We start from the raw sequence: 21025 nt of genomic DNA, 5'->3' as shown, positions 1-21025 counted from the left end.
AAAAACGGGCCGTCACTGTAGCGACGGCCCGTGGGAATGGCAATCGGCCCTTGGTATGACCGATCCGTTGATTATTCCTGAACCGGCGTCAGCGCGATCCGCAAAGTCTCGATCGCAGCATCCCGGGCGGCGCTGTCAGCGAACGCCGGGCTGTCCCCAACGCACTCGCCTTCCAGCCAGACACTGAAGCTCAGGTCTTCACTGCGCACATCCAGGGCCTGACCCGATTGCAGCTGCTTGGTCACCTGGCCTGCGGTTTTGCCATCGGCAAAGTTGCGCGACAGCAACAGTTGCACGCCATCGGCGGCCAGCAGACGGAAACGGAAACTACCGTCGTCTTCACGGAAGCTGACGAAACGCGCAGCCTTCGCGGCTTTCTTCTTGGTGGTCGCTGCCACTTGCGTCTGTGCAACGAAAGAACGCAGACCCACTGCTTCTCGCAGTTCGTTAAGGAACGGCGTCGCCACCGTACGGGCCTTTTTCGCACCGTGTTGCAGGATGTCCTCCAGATCTGCCGGACGCTCGATCAACTGGTGATAGCGCTCGCGGGATTCACCCAGTTCGTTGTCCAGCAGCTGGAACAGGCGATTCTTCGCTTCGCCCCAACCCAGGCCCTGCAACAATTCGCTGCGGAACTCGTCGGACTGCGCCGGGGTAGCAAACGCCTGGAACAGGGTGAACAGGTGGGAATTGTCCGGATCCTTCGCTTCGCCCGGCGCGCGGGAGTCGGTGACGATCCGCGAAATCGCGTCCTTCATCTCTTTGGCGCTGCTGAACAGAGGAATGGTGTTGTCGTAGCTTTTCGACATCTTGCGGCCGTCGAGGCCCGGCAGCGTGGCGACGCTTTCTTCGATCAGTGCCTCGGGCATGGTGAAGAACTCTTTGCCCTGGCCAAACAGGTGGTTGAAGCGTTGGCCGATGTCCCGCGCCATTTCCACGTGCTGGATCTGGTCACGACCGACCGGCACCTTGTGTGCGTTGAACATCAGGATGTCCGCGGCCATCAGCACCGGGTAGCTGTACAGGCCCATGGTGATGCCGGCGTCCGGGTCTTCACCGGTCTCGACGTTCTTGTCCACCGAGGCCTTGTAGGCATGGGCACGGTTGAGCAGGCCCTTGGCCGCCACACAGGTCAGCAGCCACGTCAGCTCGGGGATCTCCGGGATATCGGACTGGCGGTAGAAGGTCACGCGGTCCACATCCAGCCCACCGGCCAGCCAGGTCGCGGCGATTTCCAGACGCGAGCGCTGGATGCGCAGCGGGTCATCGCATTTGATCAGGGCGTGGTAGTCGGCCAGGAAATAGAACGAATCGGCATTGCTGTCACGGCTGGCGACGATCGCCGGGCGGATGGCACCGGCGTAGTTGCCCAGGTGCGGCGTGCCGGTGGTGGTGATGCCGGTGAGGATACGGGTACGGGTCGTCATGGGTAATCGCTTGTCAGACTGCAATCAATTCGAGAGACGCGGCAGGATCAGATCCTTGAGATCGGTCAGCTTGCCATGAAAAAAGTGTCCGCATTCTGCCACTTTCAGCAGCTCATGGGGACGTTCGAGCTTGTCGGACCATTGATAAACGACTTGCGGATCGATGACTTCGTCGGTTTCCGGCTGAATCAGGGTCAGTTCGCCGTGTTGCGGCAATTGATCCTGATCCCCCAGGCGCATGACTGCCGGCGCGACCATGAACAGGTGCTTGATCTGCTCGCCCTGCGCTTCCAGGCGCCCGCCGAGACTTGCTGCAACAAAACCGCCGAAGGAAAAACCGAACAGGGTCAGGGGCAACTCCGGGTGTCTGGCCCGAAACCATTCAGCCACGGCCTGGGCATCATCGACTTCGCCGGTGCCCATATCGTGAGTACCTTCGCTGGCACCGACGCCACGGTAGTTGAAACGCAGGGTGATCAACCCGGCATCGCGAGCGGTGCGTTGCAGGGTCGACACCACTTTGTTGAGCATGGTGCCGCCCTGCACCGGGTTCGGATGGCAGATCAGCGCCAGGCCGCGCGGTTGCTCATTGTCCAGGTACAGTGCTTCCAATTGGCCTACCGGGCCGTCAATCACTACAGGGGGTTCGCGCATAAGCAAGGAAGGAACTCCGTGACCTTGAATCGGGTCGACTCGTCTAGCAAATTGTCTGTGGCTGTCTATTGCGAGTGAATCGCGGTATACAGCGCAGGTTCGAGCCGTTAACGTAAAGCAAAGCCGTTTATAGAGGAAGGACTCGTGGAACACTCGCTCTTAGTTTGGTTGTTACCGACTCTTGCCCTGGTTGTGGGTGTCGCCATTGGATTCCTGATTGCTCGCCTTGCGCCGAATGCCGCGCCTAGCAGCACGCAACGTCAGCTGGACGATATTCAGGAACGTTTCGACAGTTATCAGAACGAGGTGGTGACCCACTTCAACAGCACTGCGACACTGGTCAAGAAACTGACTCAGAGCTATCAGGAAGTGCAGGATCATCTCGCCGAGGGTGCCAACCGCCTGGCCCTGGACGAGCAGACCCGCCAACGCTTGCTGGCCTCCCTGCACGCCGACGCGGCGCAGGCTCCACGGGAACGCCTGACGCCACCGCGCAATCAGGAACCGCCGCGCGACTACGCACCAAAAGCCCCGAACTCCCCGGGCATGCTCGATGAGCACTACGGCCTGAAGAAGTAAGCAAGCCCCTGTAGGAACACAGAAAAAAACCGCCCGATCTGTTGAGGATCGGGCGGTTTTTTTACACCTGGGGTTCAGTCAGGCGATCAAGGGTATTGCTGCACGGTGCCTTATTGCTGGGCGCCATACTGCTGGCCCGGAATCGCCTTGAGGTTGACCTCTACACGGCGGTTCTGAGCCCGGCCGTTGGTGTCTGCGTTACTGGCAACCGGACTGTCCGGGCCGGCGCCACGGGCGCTGAGGTTCGTACCGCTCACACCTTGCGAGGTCAGGTAAGTCGCAACGCTCTGGGCCCGACGCTGGGACAGGTCCATGTTGTGCTGACGGCTGCCGGTGCTGTCGGTGTAGCCAACGATTTCGATCTGGTTCTGGTTGAACTCTTTCAGCGAGCCGGCCAGGTTATTCAACGGCTGGTAGAAGCTGGAAGCGATATTCGCCGAATCGGTGGCGAATGTGATGTTGCCCGGCATGATCAGCTTGATCTGATCGCCCTGACGCTGCACTTCAACACCGGTGTTGGCCATGCTGGCGCGCAGCTTTTTCTCCTGCTGATCCGCGTAGTAGCCATAACCGGCAGCGGAAGCACCCACTACCGCAGCGCCGATCAGCGCGCCCTTGCCACGGTTATCATGGTTGATGGCGGCACCGGCCAACGCGCCGGCCAGAGCGCCGAGGCCGCCGTATTTGGCGGTTTTGCTCATGCCTTCGGAGCCGCTATCCGCCTGGCCCTGGGCCTGGCCACCGCCGTATGGGTTAGGCGAGGCGCAACCGGATAAAACGGCCACAGCCGTAGCGACAATAATCAAACGACGCGTGGTGAACATGTAGAGCTCCTACTTTTTTACATTCTGTGGTGCAGCGGACATAAGCATCGAACCTTTGCGGGCGTTGGATCGTTTCCGCAGGTGAAAATTCCACGTGTTACAAATCAGGCACGAACAAAAGGATTTTCGCGCATTTCATCCCCCAGACGGGTGTCCGGACCATGCCCGGTCACCACCGTCGCCTCTTCGTCGAGCGTATACAGACGCTGCTTGATCGAGCGCACGATAGTCGCCTGATCGCCGCCCCACAAATCCGTACGCCCCACCCCGCGACGAAACAGGGTGTCACCGGCAATCAGCAGCTTAGCCTCTGAAAACCAAAAGCTCATGGAGCCCGGTGTATGACCTGGTGTGTGCAATGCCACACCGCAACCGCAAGCCAACTCTTCATCGTCAGCCAGCCAGCGATCCGGCGACGGCACCGGCGTATAGGGAACACCAAACATCTGGCACTGCATCTCCAGGTTATCCCAGAGGAATTGATCTTCCTTGTGCAGGTGCAGGGTCGCGCCGGTTTTTTCCTTCAGCTGACCCGACGCCAGGAAGTGGTCGAGATGCGCATGGGTGTGAATGATGCTGACGACCTTCAAGCCCAAGGCATCGAGACGGGCGAGGATCAGTTCGTGATTGCCCCCCGGATCAACGACGATAGCCTTTTTCGTCACCGGATCGCCGATGATCGTGCAGTTGCACTGCAAAGGGCCGACGGGGAAGGTTTCGCGAATGAGGGTGGGCTGCTGGGACATCGGGGCCTGCTCGATAAACGGGGACGAGGGATTTTCGCACAATTGAGTATTCCGCGATTTACCCTGCGCTGAAACGTGAAGAATCCTTAACCCAACACCCCCAATTCCTTGGCCCGTGCTACAGCCTGCGTACGCCGTTCAACGCCAAGCTTGCTGTTGATGTGGCTGGCATGGGTTTTAACCGTGTGCAGGGAGATAAACAGCTGATCGCTGATTTCCTGGTTCGAGCAACCTTGGGCGATCAAACGCAAAACGGCCATTTCCCGGGTACTCAGTTGTTCAGCCGGCAGGACAGGCTCCAGCGCCGGACGGTTTGCCGGTGCCGGCAACTTTTCTGAAATGTCCTGTGAAACGGTGGTCGCCGCACAGCTTTGCAGTTGCCCGCGAAGCCATTCCGGATGCTCGGCCAACAATCCGTCAAACGGTTGCAGCGCGCCCCCTGCAGCGGCATCCAGCGCCTGAGCCAGTGCCTTGCGCGCCTCGGGTTCGCGCCCGTTGCCCAGCAACAAAGAGACTTTTTGAGTCAGGGCCATCGCACTGAGCAGCTGTCGGCCAGTTTGCTGCCCTTGTTCAAGCAGCGCATTCAAACGCCCTTCGGCCAACATCGGTTGCCCCTGAATGACTTCCAGCAGGGCCTGTTGCAGTTCGATATGCAGGGGAAGTTGCGGGTGGAACTCCGGGGGCGATGCCGGGTGTCCACCGTTATAGGTCTGGCCCAGTCGCGCCAGCCAGGCTTCGGCCAGATCGATACGCCCCTGGGCCAGCCAGAGCTCGCATTTGACCAGGGTGATCATCGCCAGATAATAAATGGGCGGCACGTCCCAGATATGCATCAGACGTTCGGCTTCGGCCAGCTCTGCAAAGGCCTTGGCGAATTCGCCGCTGCTGCCTTCAAGTCGGGCGATGACACAGTGGCCGATCAGTACACTGATGTCGCGACAGGCTCGGGCCTCGCTCAAGCCAACCTGTAAACGCACCCGAGCCGCTTGCGGTTGCAGGCGTAGCGCCAGCAGAAAACCTTCGTATAACGTCAGGCGTGCGCGTACGGCATAGAGTCGTTGCGGTGACAGCCCTTGCAAGCGTTGCAGCCCCTGCCGGACTTCATTCAGCGAACGCAGGATCTCCCCTCGTGCTTGCAGCACTCGCGCGCGGTCGTAATGGGCCAGCGCTTCGAACAATGGATTGCCGACCCGTTGCGCCAGCTCCAGTGAATCACGGTTCAGCCCACGCGCACGCCACAAATCACCATCGGCAATGGCCAGGTTGGACAGGGTCGAGAGGCACATCAGCCGCTGACCGTAACGCTTGCACGGAAGACTCTCCAGCGCTTCGGTGCAATAGCGCAACGTGAGCTCACGGTTACCGCGCCCACGGGCGATGATCCCGCTCAATGCCAGCCATTGCGCCAGCATCGACTTTTGCGCGGTGGCTGACGGGGCCGGCAGGAAGCGGCTCAAATGACTGGCCAGTTCCTCGGCGGCATCCAGCTGACAAGCCAGCCCCAGCGCCCAACTGTAGAGCACAATCAGTCGCGGTGTGCTGATCAGCAGACTGTCGGGCAAGTCCATTTTCCAGCGCAGCAACATACCGACATTCTGCTCGGCCAGCAGTTGCTCCTCCGACAGGTTTTGCACCAGGTTCGCCGCGACGTCCAGATGTCCGGCACGCAACGCCTGCTCTACCGCTTCATCGAGTAACCCCTGGGCATTGAACCAGCGACAGGCGCGCAGGTGCAGGCTGGCGGCCGGCACCATCGACTGGACAGCGGGCCGCGAGCGCAGCAGGTCGGAAAACAGATGGTGGTAGCGATACCAGTGACCATGTTCGTCCAGCGGCACCAGAAACACCTGGTGGGCCGCCAGAAAGCGCAGGATCTCGGCACTGTCATGGGCGTCTCGCACGGCATCGCACAGTTCGCTGCAGAAACGCTCCTGGGGCGCGGTGTCGTAGAGAAAGGCCTGCACCTCGGCGGGCAGGCAATCGATCACTTCTTCAAGCAGGTAATCGCGGATCAGGCCTTCCCCGCCGTGAAGCGCCTGGGGCAATGCGCCTTGCGTGCCAGCTTCCGACGCCGCCAACAGCCAGAAACGCAACCCGGCCACCCAGCCTTCGCTGCGCTGGATCAGGCTTTCCAGCGCCTCACCGCGCAAGGAGCTGCTGTGCCGGGCTAGCAGACTCAGGGCCTCATCGTGGGTCAGGCGCAGGTCCTGCTCGTGCAATTCCAGCAGCTGCCGCGACAGACGAAGCCGTGCCAGGTGCCAATCGGGACGCTGACGACTGGTGACCATCACCAGCAGGCCATCGGGAAGGTGGTTGAGGAAAAATTGCAGGCAACGATCCAGAACCGGCCCCTGGGCCAGATGATAGTCATCGAGCACCAGCAACAGCGGCGTCGCCGTCGACAGGTGCACGGCCAGTTCATCGAGCAATCCGTCCAGCCATTCTTCGAAGGCGAAGGGCTGATGGCGTTGACGCATTTTCAGTAGCCCGAGGGACTGCCTGCCCAGTTGTGGATAAAAATCCTGAAGGCCTTCGAGCAATCGCTCGAGGAATCGGCCCGGGTCGCTGTCCCTCGGACTCAAGCCCAGCCACAGACTTTGCCAATGCGCCGGCAGCGCCTGACAGAACTCCACCGCCAATGAACTCTTGCCGAACCCCGCCGGAGCGCTCACCAACAGCAGCCTGCCGCCGAGCCCCGCACTCAGGCGCTCGCACAGTCGCGGGCGCAGCACATGGCCGTCGGGCAATGGCGGTCGGAAAAAGCGCCCGTCCAGCGCGGTGATAGCGACGCTTGCAGGACCTGGTGGTCGGGTCAGATCAGTCATGGCCGGCTCTTGTTTGAATTGCGGGTGGCGGCGTTGCAGATGTCCGCAGACTAGCGGTAAACGATGAGGGAATGAAGATAATTGCTACAAATGGCTACAAAAAGACTACGAACCCATGTTTAAACAAAAAGTGCTCACGCCAACTGTAGGAGCGAGCCTGCTCGCGAAAAACCCGAGGGCTGCGCGGGTTGTCAGGTTTTACGCGTTATCGTTGACGACCCTTTCGATTCCCCCAAAAAAAACGCCCCGAACCAGTCGGGGCGTTTTCTGAGGATGCGGCCTCGGTTTCCAGAAGTTAGCGAATACCATCCTGACGCAAGGCGTTCGGGGTGAAGTCCGCGGTGCTGGCGGTGAAGCCGAAGTCATATGCCGACTTCTCTTCGTTCTTCATGCCCAGTGCCAGGTAACGGCCCGATTGCAGGTCGTACAGGGCCTCCAGGGTGTACCACGGCACCTGGACGTTGTAATAGTTCTGGGAGTGAGCTTCCGCCACACGCCAGAGTTGATTGCGACCGTCGTAGTGGTCGATCACCGCCGCCTGCCAGGTGTCCTCGTCGATGTAGAAGTCACGTTTGGCGTAGATGTGGCGCTGACCTTCCTTCAAGGTTGCCACCACATGCCAGACCCGACGCAGCTCGTAGCGAGCCAGGTCCTGGTTGATGTGGCCGGCCTTGATGATGTCGGCGTACTTGAGCTTCGGATCGTCGAGCTTGTAGGCATCGGAGGCGATGTACATCTCTTTCTTGCCTTCGAGCTTCCAGTCGTAACGATCCGGCGCACCGTTGTACATGTCGAGGTTGTCGGAGGTACGCAGACCGTCGGCGGCAGTACCCGGGCCGTCATAAGATACTTGTGGCGCACGACGCACGCGACGCTGACCGGCGTTGTAGACCCACGCCGAACGCGGTTCCGCCACCTGGTCGAGAGTTTCGTGCACCAGCAACACACCACCGGCCAGACGTGCCGGCGCGGTCACTTTCTGCTTGAAGTAGAACAGGATGTTGCCCGGGTTCGACGCGTCGTAATCCTTCATCTTGTCGCGGAACACGAACTGGTCCTGGAAGTACACCAGACTGAACGAACCGTTCGCCTGCGGCGTGGCCTGGGTCACCAGGCGGGTCACGCTGCCACCGCGATAACGGGTGATGTGGTTCCAAATGACTTCCACGCCGTTTTTCGGGATCGGGAACGGTACCGCGGTCTCAAAGTTTTTCAGACCGTTGCCGCCGGACACCAGCTCCGTGTTGGTGGCGTTTTTCTTGATGGCGGCGAACACGTCATCCGGCACGGTGGCACCGCGATGGGACGGGTAAACCGGCATCTTGAAGGTTTCCGGGTAGCGCTTGAACATCGCGTACTGGCCCGGAGCGAGCTTGTCCTTGTACTGGTCGACGTTCTGCGCCGTGATGGTGAACAACGGCTTTTCGCTGGCGTACGGATCGGACAGGAAGCCCTTGCTGTCGGCTGTACCGGCATTTTTCGGCATCGGCTTCCAGGCTGGAATCGAACCGTCGGCGTTACCCGCCATCTCGGCGCCCATCGGGGTCAGGCTCTTGCCCAGCTTGTCCGCTTCGGCCGCCGGGACCGCCGCCATTACGCTGGTCGCCAGCAGCGAAAGACCCAGGACACCGGCATGGAACAGACTCTTTGTTATTTTCATGTGTGTACTCGTCCTGAAAATAAAGTGCTTAGAAGTTCACGCCGAAGCTGAGCGCAACGAAGTCGCGATCATCCACGGTGGTGTACTTGCCGTCGAAGAAGTTGGTGTACGCCAGGCTTGCGGTGTAGGTGTTCTGGTACTCGGCATCGACGCCCAGGCTGACCGCCTTGCGGCCTTCCTCGAAGTTGCCGCCAGGACCAGGGGAGTAGCCGCTCACGTCGTGGGACCAGGCCACGTTCGGCTTGAGGTTCACACCGGCGAATACGTCGTTGTATTCCCAGATGGCACGACCGCGATAACCCCAGGAAGTCGGCGTGGTGAAGCCTTCGTCGGTGCAATTGCGGCTGAGGTTGTTGGTCGGGGAACCCGGACCGGCGCCGTTGATGGTGCTGGTGTTGAGTGCCACGCACGTGTTCACGCCGCCTGTGGCAGGCAACTCGCCTGGGCCGAAGACCGGGTCACGGCCATAACGGACATCAGAAGAGCTTTCCAGGCCGCCGACGTGGGTTACGCCCACTTCGCCCACCAGGGTCAGACGGCTGGCACCCATGACCTGATCGAAGAAGTGCGTCAGGGTGGTCTGGAACTGGGTGACTTCCTTGCGGCGGTAGCCGTGCAAGTCCTGGCCCGGTACGCCGGAAAGCAGCGAAGCGTTGGTCAGCGCGCCGCCCAGAGGACGGACACCGGCGAACAGGATGTCGGTGGAGTTGAGCTGCACCGGTGCATTCGGACGGTAGCTGACTTCACCGCTCCACGCCGTGCCGGTAGGCAGGGTGGTGGAGAAGCTCAAGCCGTAGAGGCGGATGTCTTCCGGATACTCGACGAAGTAGCTCGAATTACCCGCGACGATCAGCGGCGCCAGAGCGCGCAATTGTGCGGGCAAGGCCGCCACTCGGGCGAAAGTCGCTTGTGACGCACCCGTGGCACTGAAGATCGGCGCACGGCTGTGGTAGTTCATGAAATAGGCACCGAACTCGGTGTCCAGCGGGTCGAACATGTATTTGAAGGACGCCCCCCACTGACCGCTGTCACGCGCATCGCGGTCCGAGGCACGGCGCACCAGCACACCTTCGTTGTTGGCGTCGACACCCAACGCGGTCAGCGTCGGCAGCGCAGCGGCAGGAATCGTCGAACGGCTGTTCAGCACGCGCAGGTTGTTGTTGCAACCGTCGGCGATGATGTCGGGCTGAGAGAAGAAGGTGCCGCAGTTGTCGACAACGGTCTGGTCCCATTCGAGCTGGTAGAAGGCGTCGGCCGACAGATTGTCGGTGAGGCTCTGGGAGATGTAGAACATGTTGACCGGGATCAGGCCTTCCTTGATCTCGGCACCTGGTCGACGGAACGCGGAGACGTCGATCGGGTTGATCGAGTTGATGCCGCCGCCGATGAAGGTACTTTCACCCCAGCTCACCACCTGCTTGCCCAAGCGCACGGAACCCGGCAAGTCGGCGATGGAGTAGTTGTGATAAACAAACGCATCGAGGAGTTCGGAACCGGCGGACTTCGCGCCTTCCTTGCGGCCGTCGTCGCTGATGTCCTTGAACGGGCGGCTTTCGTCTTTCAGTTCAAAGTCGTACCAGTATTTGCCACGGACGAAAACGCCGGTATCGCCATACTTCAATTCAAGGTCGTGAATGCCCTTGAAGATCTTCGAGAAGGTTTCGCCGCTCTTGAAGTTCAGGTGACCGTCATCGGAAGTCTGGGACAGCCCGCGGCCGCCGTTGTTGACGCCGATGAGGTTCTTGTTCGGCTGCTCGGTAGACCAACTGGCACCGATCGACAGGGATGAGTCGAACTGACCTTCGATTTCGCCAACGTTGAAACTGACGCCGAATGCAGGTCCGGCGAGCGTAGAGGCAAGGCTGACGGCCAGGGGTAACTTAGCCCGGCGCCAGAACTGGTTTACTGATGTCATCGACGCTACTCCATGTGCATTTTATTGTTATGGCAGTGAGCACTTCTAAAAACGCTGTGGATAACCGGGAGCCAAGGCATCCCAAAGTCATTCCAAAGTTGCATCGCCCCAGTTTGTGCGGTTGCTCCGTTCTTAAAAATCCTTGAGCGGACTATAGCCAGCAGGTAGTAGTGCTTGATCCCTCTAAAGTGTGATTTGCACCTGCCAGCCACTCTGGAACAGTCCTTTCGCCAGTCCGACACCCGTCGGCCCGGCAAGAATGGCTGAAAATAAGAATTTAACAAGCCAAGCGCTTGCTTGGTGGGGCTGGCGTGCCCTTTCGGGCACGCCAGAGGAGGCTTAAAGCGTCGAGAGGAAGGTGCTGTTGGTGGCTTGCCATTCGGAGATGTCGACGCGAATTTTCTTCTTGTCGAGTTTGCCGACACTGGTCTTGGGAATTTCAGTAACAAGGGCGATCTGGCTCGGGATGGCCCACTTGCTCAGGTGCCCCAGCTCCACGAACGGTTTGAGGTGTTCCTTGAGTTCCCTGGCCCCGATCTCATGGCCTTCGCGCAGCACCAGCAAGGCAAACGGGCGCTCGCCCCACTGTGGATCGGCAATCCCCACCACTGCTACTTCGCGTACCGCCACGTGGCGACTGATCAGGTCCTCGAGGTCGAGGGAGGAGATCCACTCGCCGCCGGTCTTGATCACGTCCTTGATCCGGTCACGAATGTCGATCACGCCCATGCTGTCCAGGGTCGCGACATCACCGGTGTGCAACCAGCCCCCGGCCCAGAGTTCGACGCCTTTTTGCGGCTCGTTGAAATAACCCTCGGTGAGCCACGGCGCGCGCAACACCAGTTCGCCCTGGGTTTCACCGTCGGCGGGGAGGAAGTTGCCGTCGGTGTCGACGATTGCCGCCTCCACCAATGGCCCCGGCACGCCGGCCTTGATCCGATAGGTGGTGCGTTCGTCTTCGGTGCCGGCCATCAGTTCGTCGTTGAGGTGCGCGCACGATACCAGCGGCCCGGTTTCCGACATGCCGTAAGCGGCGGTCAGCTGAATGCCTTTGGCCTTGGCGGCTTCGTACAGCGCACGATTGAGCGCACTGCCACCGATGACGATTTTCCAGCCACCGAAGTCGATGTTTTGCGCTGCCTTGGAATTGAGGACCATTTGCAGGATGGTCGGCACGCAGTGCGAAAAGGAGACCTTTTCCTTGCGCCACAGCTCCACCAGGAATTCCGGATCGTAGCGACCGGGATAAACCTGCTTGAGCCCGAGCATGGTCGCTACATACGGCAGCCCCCAGGCATGAACGTGAAACATCGGGGTGATCGGCATGTACACGTCGTTGGTGCCCAGCAGGCGCACGCTGTCAATTGCGCCCATGATGGTCGACACGCCCATGGTGTGCAGGACCAATTGCCGATGGGTGAAATACACCCCCTTGGGATTACCGGTGGTGCCGGTGGTGTAGAAAGTGGTCGCGACCGAGTTCTCGTCGAAGTCCTGGAAGTCGTACTGCGGGCTCGCAGCTGCCAGCAACTGCTCGTACTCGCCGACGAGATTCGGCAGGTCAGCGGTCTTTTCCGGCAGGTCGGTCAACAGCAGGGTTTTCTCGACGGTGGTCAGGTGCCCGGCAATCGCGTTGTACAGCCCCACGAATTCGCTGTTGACCAGCACATAGCGGTCCTCGGCATGATTCATGGTGTAGAGGATCTGCTCCGGCGACAGGCGCACGTTGATGGTGTGGATCACGGCGCCGATCATCGGAATGGCGAACATGCATTCCAGATAACGATGGCTGTCCCAATCCATGACCGCCACGGTGTCCCCGGGTTTGACACCGGCCGCCGTCAACACGTTGGACAGCCGCGCGACCCGTTCGATCAGGGTCGGATAGCTGTAGCGCAACTGGTCGCGGTAAACGATTTCGCGGGTTTTCTCATAACGCGTACCGGACATCAAAAGCCGTTTGATCAGCAGCGGATACTGGTAAGCGCCTTCGGCTGGGGGGATAACGCGTGTCTGCAACATAAGAATCCCTTTTCTGACTACACGGTCGTGGCTGAAAGTAAGCACTGTAGTGCCCCTGCTCGCCAGCCAAATCAGCCAAAGGAATGATTTGCAGAGCCACACGAATGCTAGCGTTGCGCCAGCATTCTTGAGGCTATCACCCGAATGTAGGAGCTGCCGCAGGCTGCGATCTTTTGATCCTGCTTTATGAAGATCAAAAGATCGCAGACTGCGGCAGCTCCTACAGGGATAGATGTTTGATCAGTGCATCTCGGTGAACGCGAGCTTCACACCGATCGCGATCAGTACTGCGCCCATGGTCCGGTCGAACCAGTGACCCATGCGGGCGAACCCGGCACGCACGCGCTGCTGGCTGAACAGCATGGCCACCAGGCAGAACCAGGTTGCTGTCGCTGCCGCGAGGTAAATCCCGTAGCCGGCCTGCACCGCCAGCGGTGTATGCGGATTGATCACCACGGTGAACAACGACAGGAAGAACAACGTGGCCTTCGGGTTCAGGCCATTGGTCACGAACCCCGAGGTGAAAGCGCCGCGTGCCGTGCGCTCGCCGGCTTCCTTGTGCAGATCGTCCGTCACTGCCTTGGCCGGTTGCGCCCGCAGCGCCTTGAAACCGATGTACAGCAAGTAAGCGGCGGCGGCCCATTTCAAGGCGTTGAACAATACGATCGACTGGGACACGATCAGGCCGATGCCCAGCAGCGAATAGCCGACATGCAGGAAAATCGCCGTGCCGACGCCCAACGCCGTCCAGGTACCGGCGCGACGACCGTGGGTCACGCTCTCACGCACCACCACGGCAAAGTCCGGGCCGGGGCTGGCCACGGCCAGCAGGTGAATCAGGGCAACGGTCAAGAACTCTGTCCAGTACATGAGGGCTCCTTTAGGCCAAGCGTAACTATTCATTTCATCTGGTAGGCTCGGCAGATTACGCCTTCAGTTCATTGTACAAAAGGTACAGTTGATGACGAACATTCGCCGCGCCGTTTTCCTCGACCATCCGTCCCTGGATCTGGGTGATCTCGACCTCGGCCCGTTACGCGGGTGCTTCAGCGAATTGCAGCTGTTCGCCCAGACCTTGCCTGATCAAGTGATCGAACACCTCAAGGGCGCCACCGTTGCCATCACCAACAAGATCCAGATCGACGCCGCCGCCATCGCCGCCAGCCCCGAGCTGAAGCTGATTCTGATCACCGCCACCGGCACCAACAATGTCGACCTCGTGGCCGCTCGTGCCCACGGCGTTACCGTGTGCAACTGCCAGGGTTACGGCACACCGTCCGTGGCGCAACACACGATCATGCTGTTGCTCAACCTGGCGACGCGCCTGGCTGACTATCAGAAAGCCGTTGGCGAGGGGCGCTGGCAGCAGGCAAAGCAGTTTTGCCTGTTGGATTACCCGATTGTCGAGCTGGAAGGAAAAACCCTGGGGTTGCTCGGTCACGGCGAACTGGGCGGCGCGGTCGCGCGGCTGGCCGAAGCGTTTGGCATGCGGGTACTGTTGGGCCAGATCCCGGGGCGCCCTGCCCGGCCCGACCGTCTGCCGCTGGACGAACTGCTGCCGCAAATCGACGCACTGACCCTGCACTGCCCGCTGAACGAACACACCCGACATTTCATCGGCGCCCGTGAACTGGCCTCGATGAAACCCGGCGCGTTCGTGGTCAACACCGCCCGTGGCGGCCTGATCGATGAACAAGCGCTGGCCGATGCCTTGCGCAACGGGCATCTGGGCGGCGCCGCCACCGATGTGCTGAGCGTGGAGCCACCCATCAATGGCAACCCGTTGCTGGCCCACGACATCCCTCGGCTGATCGTCACCCCGCACAACGCCTGGGGCAGTCGCGAAGCTCGGCAGCGAATCGTTGGCCAGGTCACCGAAAACGCCTTGGGATACTTCAGCGGTAAGGCGCTGCGGGTCGTCAGTTGATAAACTGCGGCACTTTTTTCACAGGAGCAGTTATGGATCCGCGCAGTGAAGTACTGCTTCGTCAGGCTGAATTATTCCAGGGGCCAGTGCTGTTGGCCGGTTTGCCCGCCGACGATTTACTCGGCCGCCTGCCCGCCGCTCGTGGCTGGTGCTGGCATGCCGGCGATCAAGCTGCGCTGGATGCCCGCTTTGCCGGCCGCAGCGATTTTGGCGTGAATGCACCTGAGTTCGCGTTCGAATCCGCCGTGGTGTTTCTGCCCAAATCCAGGGATCTGACCGATTACATCCTCAACGCCGTGGCGTCACGCCTGGAAGGTCGCGAGGTATTTCTGGTCGGTGAGAAAAAAAGCGGCATTGAAGGCGCGGCCAAGCAACTGAATCCCTTCGGCAAGCCGCGAAAGCTCGACAGCGCGCGGCATTGCCAACTCTGGCAAGTCACCGTGGCGAACGCGCCACAGGCCAAATCATTGGAAAGCCTGGCCCAGGAATACGAGTTGCCGCTGGCCGAAGGCCCGCTCAAAGTCATCAGCCTGCCGGGCGTGTTCAGCCATGGCCGACTGGATCGCGGCAGCGCGCTGCTGCTCGAGCATCTGGACAAACTGCCAAGCGGTCATTTGCTGGATTTCGGTTGCGGTGCCGGCGTTTTGGGCGCGGCAGTAAAACGTCGCTACCCGCACAACCAGATCACCTTGCTGGACGTTGATGCGTTTGCCGCCGCCAGCAGCCGTTTGACCCTGGCTGCCAACGGTCTGGAAGCCGAGGTGATTACGGGTGACGGTATCGACGCCGCCCCCATGGGTCTGAATGCGATTTTGAGCAATCCACCGTTCCATGTCGGGGTGCATACCGACTATTACGCGACCGAGAACTTGCTGCGAAAAGCGGCAAAACATCTGAAAAACGGTGGCGAACTTCGCCTGGTGGCCAATAGCTTCCTGAAGTATCAACCGCTCATCGAGGAGCACTTGGGCGCGTGCACCATCAAGGCAGAAGGACAGGGTTTTCGGATCTACAGGGCTAAACGCGGCTGAAAATTTGTTCTTGCTCAAACGGATTTGCGTAGGCAGAATCCGCTCCGTCCTAGGGGAGTAGTCTCCCACGAGCGCCATGCTCGTCCGGCATGCGTCAACATACTTGGTCCTCAGACCATGGCGCATGCGACCCAAGCGTCCGCATCAGACGGATCGCAGGGTTTGACAAGACCTATGACACGAACACCTTACCCGGGGCGGGAAGGCTGTACGTGTCATAGCCGTGTCGACCCGCCCCTTAGGAAAACCCCTGATGCTGGATTCATTACTCGTTCCCACCGCAATCGTTGCCTTGGCCGAAATCGGCGACAAGACGCAGCTGCTCGCGCTCATTCTCGCTGCCCGTTTCCGCAAGCCGTGGCCGATCATCGCCGGCATCGTTGCCGCGACCCTGGCCAACCACGCGGCAGCCGGCGCAGTCGGCGCCTGGGTTGGCAGTTTCTTCTCGGACACGATGCTGCACTGGATCCTCGCCGCGAGCTTCGCCGCGACCGCCCTGTGGACGCTGGTGCCGGACAAGATGGATGACGACGAGGCCAGCACCGCTCGCAAGTTCGGGCCATTCGTGACCACGCTGATCGCGTTTTTCCTGGCGGAAATCGGTGACAAGACCCAGATCGCTACCGTGATGCTTGCTGCACAGTATCCAGAGTTGTGGCTGGTGATCATTGGCACCACCCTCGGGATGCTGATTGCCAACGTACCGGTGGTTCTGGCGGGTAACTTTGCGGCGGATAAATTGCCACTCACGCTGATCCGTCGACTGGCGGCGTCGGCGTTCTTCATTCTGGCGATTGTCGCGGTGTACAAGGCGATGCAGAGCAGTGGGTGGGTTTGACGCAGTAGGTCGTTAGACCGCGTTATCGCTCTTCGCGAGCAGGCTCGCTCCCACATTTGACCGCGTTCCAATGTGGGAGCGAGCCTGCTCGCGATGGCGTCAGCAGCTACGCCACATGACTACTTCTTCGCCTGCTCATACAGGGGCATCACCTTCGGAATCGCCGCCTGCAACGAAGCAATACGGCTCGACGAGTTCGGGTGAGTACTCATGAACTCCGGTGGAGCACCTTCCGAGGCCTTGCTCATCTTGTTCCACAGGGTGATCGCGGCATTCGGGTTGTAACCGGCGCGGGCGGCCAACTCCAGACCGATCAGGTCCGCTTCGTTTTCGTTTTCACGACTGTTGGGCAACGTCATGCCGTAGTTGGTCACGGCGTCAGCCAGGGCCAGGCTGTCCTGACCCAGACCGAACAAGGCTCCGGCGCCCTGCTTGGCCATCTCGATACCGTAAGCCTTGGACATCGCCTCGCGACCGTGCTCGCGCAGGGCGTGGGCAATTTCATGGCCCATGACCGCGGCGATTTCATCGTCGGTCAGTTGCAGCTTGTCAATCAGCCCGGTGTAAAAAATGATCTTGCCACCCGGCCCGCAGTTGGCGTTGAGTTCATCGCTCTTGATCAGATTGACTTCCCACTTCCACTGGGCCGCGTCCGGACGGAAGTTCGGTGCCTGGGCAATCAGCCGGTCGGCAATCGCCTGAACCCGTTTGGCTTCACTGCTGGACTTGTCCAGCACGCCTTTGCTGGACGCTTCGCCCACTGTCTTCTGATAGGACTGGGCATACATCTGGTCAACCTCTTGCGAGGACAACATGCTGAACATGTACTGTTTGCGCTCAACGCCTACAGCGCCACCGCTGGTGGTATTGACCGATTGGCAGCCGGCGAGCAGCAAACTTGCACTCAGCCCACATAAAACCAATATCTTGTTCATCAAAAAACTCCCTCAAAACATGTGCGTATCCTAGGCGTGGAAATGCATCGGTGCCAGATACAACGAGCGTAAGACGTACAATTCGGATAAAGCTCTCATCGCCGTAGAAAAAAATTCACAAACCACGGCGAGCCTCGATCGATAACGGCCTGCGCTGATTCAATTACGACATCAATCCCTTAAAAACAATCATTTCTTCGGCACCCGCTCATGCCCATCGGGGTCCTTGCCGATACACCTCCGCAGACGTCCTTTTGCGTGCGGAGTGCCCATGAAATTCAAATCAATCCAGTTTTCCGTGGCGGCCCTGGCCGGCGCCATCGTGCTCAGTGTGGTGGCAGCCCTGGTGGTCTACGCACTGTTTTCCGGCGCACGGACGCAAGACATGGTTCAGGAGCGGACCCAGACGCAATTCGAGCAGGTCATCGAACAGCGCCTGACGTCCCTGGCGCAAACCCAGGTCAGCCAGATTCAACGCGAACTCGAAGCACCGCTGCTGATTGCCGGGGGCCTGGTACGGGTCAACGCGCTGATCGGCACGCCGGGGACCGATGGCCAGCCTGCGCTGAGCCTCAGCCGCGAGCAATTGATCGGCCTGATCAAGGAAAACGTGGCCAGGAACCCGAAAATTCTCGGTACCTACATCGGCTGGGAAAAAGACGCACTGGATCACAACGATTCGGCCTACATCGGCACGAAAGTAGTGGGCATCGACGCCAGTAACGGGCGCTTCCTGCCCTGGTGGTTCCGCAACGAAGACGGCAGCCTCGGCCTGGACAAACTGGTGGACGTGGATGACCAGAAAACCTTGTCCACGGGTGTGCGCGCCAGCGAGTACTACCTGTGCTCGAAAGAGACCAAAAAATCCTGCGTGATCGATCCGGCGCCCTACAAGGTCGGCGACAAAATCGTCATGCTCGCCTCCTTTATTGAACCGATCATGCTCAACGGCGCCTTCCAGGGCATCGTCGGCGCCGACCTGTCGGTGAATTTCATCCAGGAAATGCTCCTGGGCGCCAACCAGAAACTCTACAGCGGTGCCGGGGAAATGGCCCTGATCGGCGGCAATGGCCGGATCGTTGCCTACACCAAAGACCCAAGCAAATTCGGGGAGAAGGTCAGCGATATCCTCGACAGCAAGCAGATTGCCAATATGGCCAACCTCAAGCGCGGCGAAGTCACCTACACCGTCGACAAGGCCCAGGGCCGGATCGAGCTGTATCTGCCTTTCGGCATCGGCCAGACCGACGCTCGCTGGACCTTGATGCTGCAATTACCGTTGAACGCAGTGATGGCCGACCTGCAAAAGCTTCAGGCCGACCTGAACAGCCAGCGCAAATCGGACACGTTCGGCATGGCCATGGTGGGCCTGTTGATCGCCGGTATCGGCTTGCTGGTGATCTGGCTGGTCGGCCATGGCATTGCCCGCCCGCTGAAGCAGATGGTCGCCATGCTCGACGACATCGCTCAAGGCGAAGGCGACCTGACTCGTCGCCTGAGCAGCGACCGCTCCGACGAACTGGGCTCGATCGCCAAGGGATTCAACACCTTCCTGGCCAAGTTGCAGGTGATGATCACCCAGGTGGTGACCTCGGTGCAGAGCGTCAGCGATTCGTCGGAGCACACCGCCGACATCGCCATTCGCACCAACACCGGCGTGCACAAGCAAATGGCTGAAATCGATCAAGTGGCCACGGCCGTGCAGGAAATGACCGCCACCGCCCAGGACGTGGCCCGCAACGCGACCCAGGCTGCGCAAGCCGCCAGCCATGCCGACCAGGCGGCCAGCCAGGGCAAACAGATTGTCCATGACACCTCGAACGCCATCGGTGCCCTGGCCGTGGAAATCGGTCGCGCCGTCGGCGTGGTGCAAACCCTGGCCAAGGACAGCGAAAACATCAATGCGATCCTCACCGCCATTCGTGGGATTGCCGAACAGACCAACCTGCTGGCATTGAACGCGGCCATCGAAGCGGCGCGGGCCGGTGAACAGGGTCGCGGTTTTGCGGTGGTGGCCGACGAGGTGCGCAACCTGGCACAGAAGACCCAGAAGGCCACGGAAGAAATCCAGACCATGATTCAACAGCTGCAACAAGGCACGCGGGATGTGGTGCGGGTCATGGAAGACAGCCAGAACCGCACCGACGAAAGCGTGCAGCATGCAGCCAAGGCGGCCGAGGCCCTGGAAACCATCACCCAGGCGGTATCGGTGATCAACGACATGAACACCCAGATCGCCAGCGCCGCCGAGGAGCAAAGCGCGGTGGCGGACGATATCAACCGCAACGTGATCAATATCGGGCAAGTGGCCAATGAAGTGGCGGGCGGCGCGGATGAATCGAGTGCGGCCAGTGCGGATTTGACCAAATTGGCCGAGCAGCAGCGGCGGTTGATCAATCAGTTCAAGGTCTGATCCGAAGCCCTCTTCGCTGGCAAGCCAGCTCCCACAGGGATTTGCGGTGTACACAAAACCTGTGGGAGCTGGCTTGCCAGCGATGGGGCCAGCACTGACACCAAAGACTTCAACCCGGGGTCAGGCACTCCGGCCCATTGAGCTTCGGATCATTGACCATATTGGCCAATACCCGCTCGCGCAAAGCGGCGGGTTCACTGGCCAGCAAGGCCTGCAAGGCATGTAACGGCGTTTCGGGATCGAGCCATATTTCCTGTGCCGCCGCATCGAGAATCAACGGTCGACGCTGACTGGCCGCCGGCTGGGTGATGACCGCCGTGCTCAGCCACACCTGCTCCTGCACCGGATACGCTTCCCAGATCGCCGCGAAAAACAGCGACGAGCCCTCCCCCGGCGTCAGCCAGTACGGGCGCTTGCGCGTGGTGCCGCGCCATTCGTAGAAACCGTTGGCCGGTAACAAACAGCGCCGTTCGCGAAGGGCCTGGCGAAACATCGGCTGTTCGGCCACGGTTTCGGCCCGGGCATGGGCGGGGGTGCGCGAAAGATCGGTCAGCCACGGCGGCGTCAGGCCCCAGCGCGCACGCGCCAACTCGCGCTGACCATCCGCACCGGCACGCAGCATCAACACCGAATCATTGGGGGAAATATTCCACTGGGCCTGCTGATCGGCGGGAAAGCCAGGCAGGGCCGCGAAGGCGGGATTCCAGCGAAACAGGGCATAACGTCCACACATGGGGCAGCACAACTCTTGATCAAACGAACCGCCAGACTAACAGACCAGCGTGCCGGGAAAGCTTTCCGGTTCATCTCCCGGAAGCGGCAGCGCGGCATTGTACGCCCTGATCAGCTCGCGGGCGTATTCGGCCTGGTCGTTATCCACAGACAGACCCAGCAGGCCGAAGATCGGCAGCTCTCCCGTCCCGCCCAGCAGATCGCGCCCCACCAGATGCGCCTCGATGCCCTCGCTGGCGAGCATGCTTTGCAGTAACTCGCCTTCCATGAGGTTTTCCGGTTCGTAGATTCGCTGCATGGATGCCCTCAATCGTTCTCACTGAACACTTCGAGATGCCATTCTTGTTCATGAACCTGCAAAACAAAGGTTATCGGCTTGCAGCACACCTGGCAGTCTTCAATATAGGTCTGATCCCCACCGGACAGATCCACAGTGGTCTCGACTTCCTCTCCACAATACGGACATTCATACACTGCGGCTTCCAGCATCGCGGTCT

At 60.2% G+C, this 21025-nt stretch carries 18 protein-coding genes, 1 pseudogene and 1 riboswitch; of the genes and pseudogenes, 6 read left to right on the top strand and 13 right to left on the bottom strand.

Translation table 11 applies throughout. From position 1 onward, the window contains the following. Positions 1-71: 71 nt before the first annotated feature. Entirely contained in the window at positions 72-1427 is a 1356-nt protein-coding gene (locus tag BJ917_RS21465; protein ID WP_096509137.1) for a tryptophan--tRNA ligase, read from the bottom strand. 24 nt (positions 1428-1451) lie between these two features. Continuing rightward, complete coding sequence (locus tag BJ917_RS21460; protein ID WP_121104453.1) at positions 1452-2081, bottom strand: alpha/beta hydrolase; 630 nt, start codon at positions 2079-2081, stop codon at positions 1452-1454. Positions 2082-2225: 144 nt separating this feature from the next. Here BJ917_RS21460 and BJ917_RS21455 point away from each other — a divergent pair, with 144 nt between their 5' ends. Further along, on the top strand, positions 2226-2660 hold the full coding sequence (locus tag BJ917_RS21455) for a YhcB family protein (RefSeq protein ID WP_096509135.1): 435 nt from the start codon (positions 2226-2228) through the stop codon (positions 2658-2660). Positions 2661-2770: 110 nt separating this feature from the next. Here the strand turns inward: BJ917_RS21455 and BJ917_RS21450 are convergent, their stop codons facing one another. From BJ917_RS21450 to BJ917_RS21420, 7 genes are all read right to left on the bottom strand, one after another. Further along, on the bottom strand, positions 2771-3484 hold the full coding sequence (locus BJ917_RS21450) for an OmpA family protein (RefSeq protein ID WP_096509134.1): 714 nt from the start codon (positions 3482-3484) through the stop codon (positions 2771-2773). Positions 3485-3588: 104 nt separating this feature from the next. Continuing rightward, complete coding sequence (locus BJ917_RS21445) at positions 3589-4230, bottom strand: MBL fold metallo-hydrolase (RefSeq protein WP_096509133.1); 642 nt, start codon at positions 4228-4230, stop codon at positions 3589-3591. Between the two features lie 86 nt (positions 4231-4316). Next, on the bottom strand, positions 4317-7055 hold the full coding sequence (locus tag BJ917_RS21440) for a LuxR C-terminal-related transcriptional regulator (RefSeq protein ID WP_121104451.1): 2739 nt from the start codon (positions 7053-7055) through the stop codon (positions 4317-4319). Positions 7056-7350: 295 nt separating this feature from the next. Beyond that, a complete protein-coding gene (locus tag BJ917_RS21435) occupies positions 7351-8715 on the bottom strand; it encodes a DUF1329 domain-containing protein (protein WP_096509131.1) in 1365 nt (454 codons plus the stop codon). A gap of 28 nt (positions 8716-8743) precedes the next feature. Next, positions 8744-10630, bottom strand: a complete 1887-nt coding sequence (locus BJ917_RS21430; RefSeq protein WP_096509130.1) for a DUF1302 domain-containing protein — start codon at positions 10628-10630, stop codon at positions 8744-8746. Positions 10631-10969: 339 nt separating this feature from the next. Next, on the bottom strand, positions 10970-12652 hold the full coding sequence (locus BJ917_RS21425) for a fatty acid--CoA ligase (RefSeq protein WP_121104449.1): 1683 nt from the start codon (positions 12650-12652) through the stop codon (positions 10970-10972). 240 nt (positions 12653-12892) lie between these two features. Further along, positions 12893-13522: a LysE family translocator gene (locus BJ917_RS21420; protein WP_096509128.1), complete on the bottom strand. Its 630-nt coding sequence runs from the start codon at positions 13520-13522 to the stop codon at positions 12893-12895. A gap of 91 nt (positions 13523-13613) precedes the next feature. Here BJ917_RS21420 and BJ917_RS21415 point away from each other — a divergent pair, with 91 nt between their 5' ends. The 3 genes from BJ917_RS21415 to BJ917_RS21405 all read left to right on the top strand — a co-directional run bounded on the left by BJ917_RS21415 (position 13614) and on the right by BJ917_RS21405 (position 16448). Next, a complete protein-coding gene (locus BJ917_RS21415) occupies positions 13614-14579 on the top strand; it encodes a 2-hydroxyacid dehydrogenase (RefSeq protein WP_121104447.1) in 966 nt (321 codons plus the stop codon). A 32-nt stretch (positions 14580-14611) separates the two neighbouring features. Next, entirely contained in the window at positions 14612-15610 is a 999-nt protein-coding gene (locus tag BJ917_RS21410) for a class I SAM-dependent methyltransferase (protein WP_121104445.1), read from the top strand. 40 nt (positions 15611-15650) lie between these two features. Further along, positions 15651-15773, top strand: a riboswitch (yybP-ykoY riboswitch). A gap of 90 nt (positions 15774-15863) precedes the next feature. After that, positions 15864-16448: a TMEM165/GDT1 family protein gene (locus tag BJ917_RS21405; protein ID WP_096509125.1), complete on the top strand. Its 585-nt coding sequence runs from the start codon at positions 15864-15866 to the stop codon at positions 16446-16448. A gap of 119 nt (positions 16449-16567) precedes the next feature. Here BJ917_RS21405 and BJ917_RS21400 read toward each other — a convergent pair whose 3' ends face one another. Beyond that, positions 16568-17383: a M48 family metallopeptidase gene (locus tag BJ917_RS21400; RefSeq protein WP_121104442.1), complete on the bottom strand. Its 816-nt coding sequence runs from the start codon at positions 17381-17383 to the stop codon at positions 16568-16570. A gap of 271 nt (positions 17384-17654) precedes the next feature. On the opposite strand from BJ917_RS21400, the pseudogene BJ917_RS32810 reads away from it, so the two are divergent. Both BJ917_RS32810 and BJ917_RS32805 read left to right on the top strand, forming a co-directional pair. After that, positions 17655-18938: pseudogene (locus BJ917_RS32810) on the top strand (HAMP domain-containing protein); the annotation flags it as partial. A 15-nt stretch (positions 18939-18953) separates the two neighbouring features. Beyond that, the gene (locus BJ917_RS32805; protein ID WP_372237753.1) at positions 18954-19796 is read left to right on the top strand and encodes a methyl-accepting chemotaxis protein; all 843 of its coding nucleotides are present in this window, start codon (positions 18954-18956) and stop codon (positions 19794-19796) included. A 109-nt stretch (positions 19797-19905) separates the two neighbouring features. Here BJ917_RS32805 and BJ917_RS21390 read toward each other — a convergent pair whose 3' ends face one another. Genes BJ917_RS21390 through BJ917_RS21380 form a run of 3 tightly spaced genes read right to left on the bottom strand, consistent with a single transcriptional unit; the run spans position 19906 to position 21017 of the window. Continuing rightward, a complete protein-coding gene (locus tag BJ917_RS21390) occupies positions 19906-20529 on the bottom strand; it encodes an SOS response-associated peptidase (RefSeq protein ID WP_096509122.1) in 624 nt (207 codons plus the stop codon). Positions 20530-20565: 36 nt separating this feature from the next. Further along, a complete protein-coding gene (locus tag BJ917_RS21385; protein ID WP_121104440.1) occupies positions 20566-20826 on the bottom strand; it encodes a putative signal transducing protein in 261 nt (86 codons plus the stop codon). A gap of 8 nt (positions 20827-20834) precedes the next feature. Further along, positions 20835-21017, bottom strand: a complete 183-nt coding sequence (locus BJ917_RS21380) for a CPXCG motif-containing cysteine-rich protein (protein ID WP_096509120.1) — start codon at positions 21015-21017, stop codon at positions 20835-20837. Positions 21018-21025 lie beyond the last annotated feature (8 nt).

The sequence above is a fragment of the Pseudomonas sp. WPR_5_2 genome (assembly GCF_003634475.1).
GTDB classification, from domain to species: domain Bacteria; phylum Pseudomonadota; class Gammaproteobacteria; order Pseudomonadales; family Pseudomonadaceae; genus Aquipseudomonas; species Aquipseudomonas izuensis.
The sequence above is the reverse complement of the archived record's forward strand: the minus strand, read 5'-3'. Positions and strand labels throughout refer to the sequence as shown.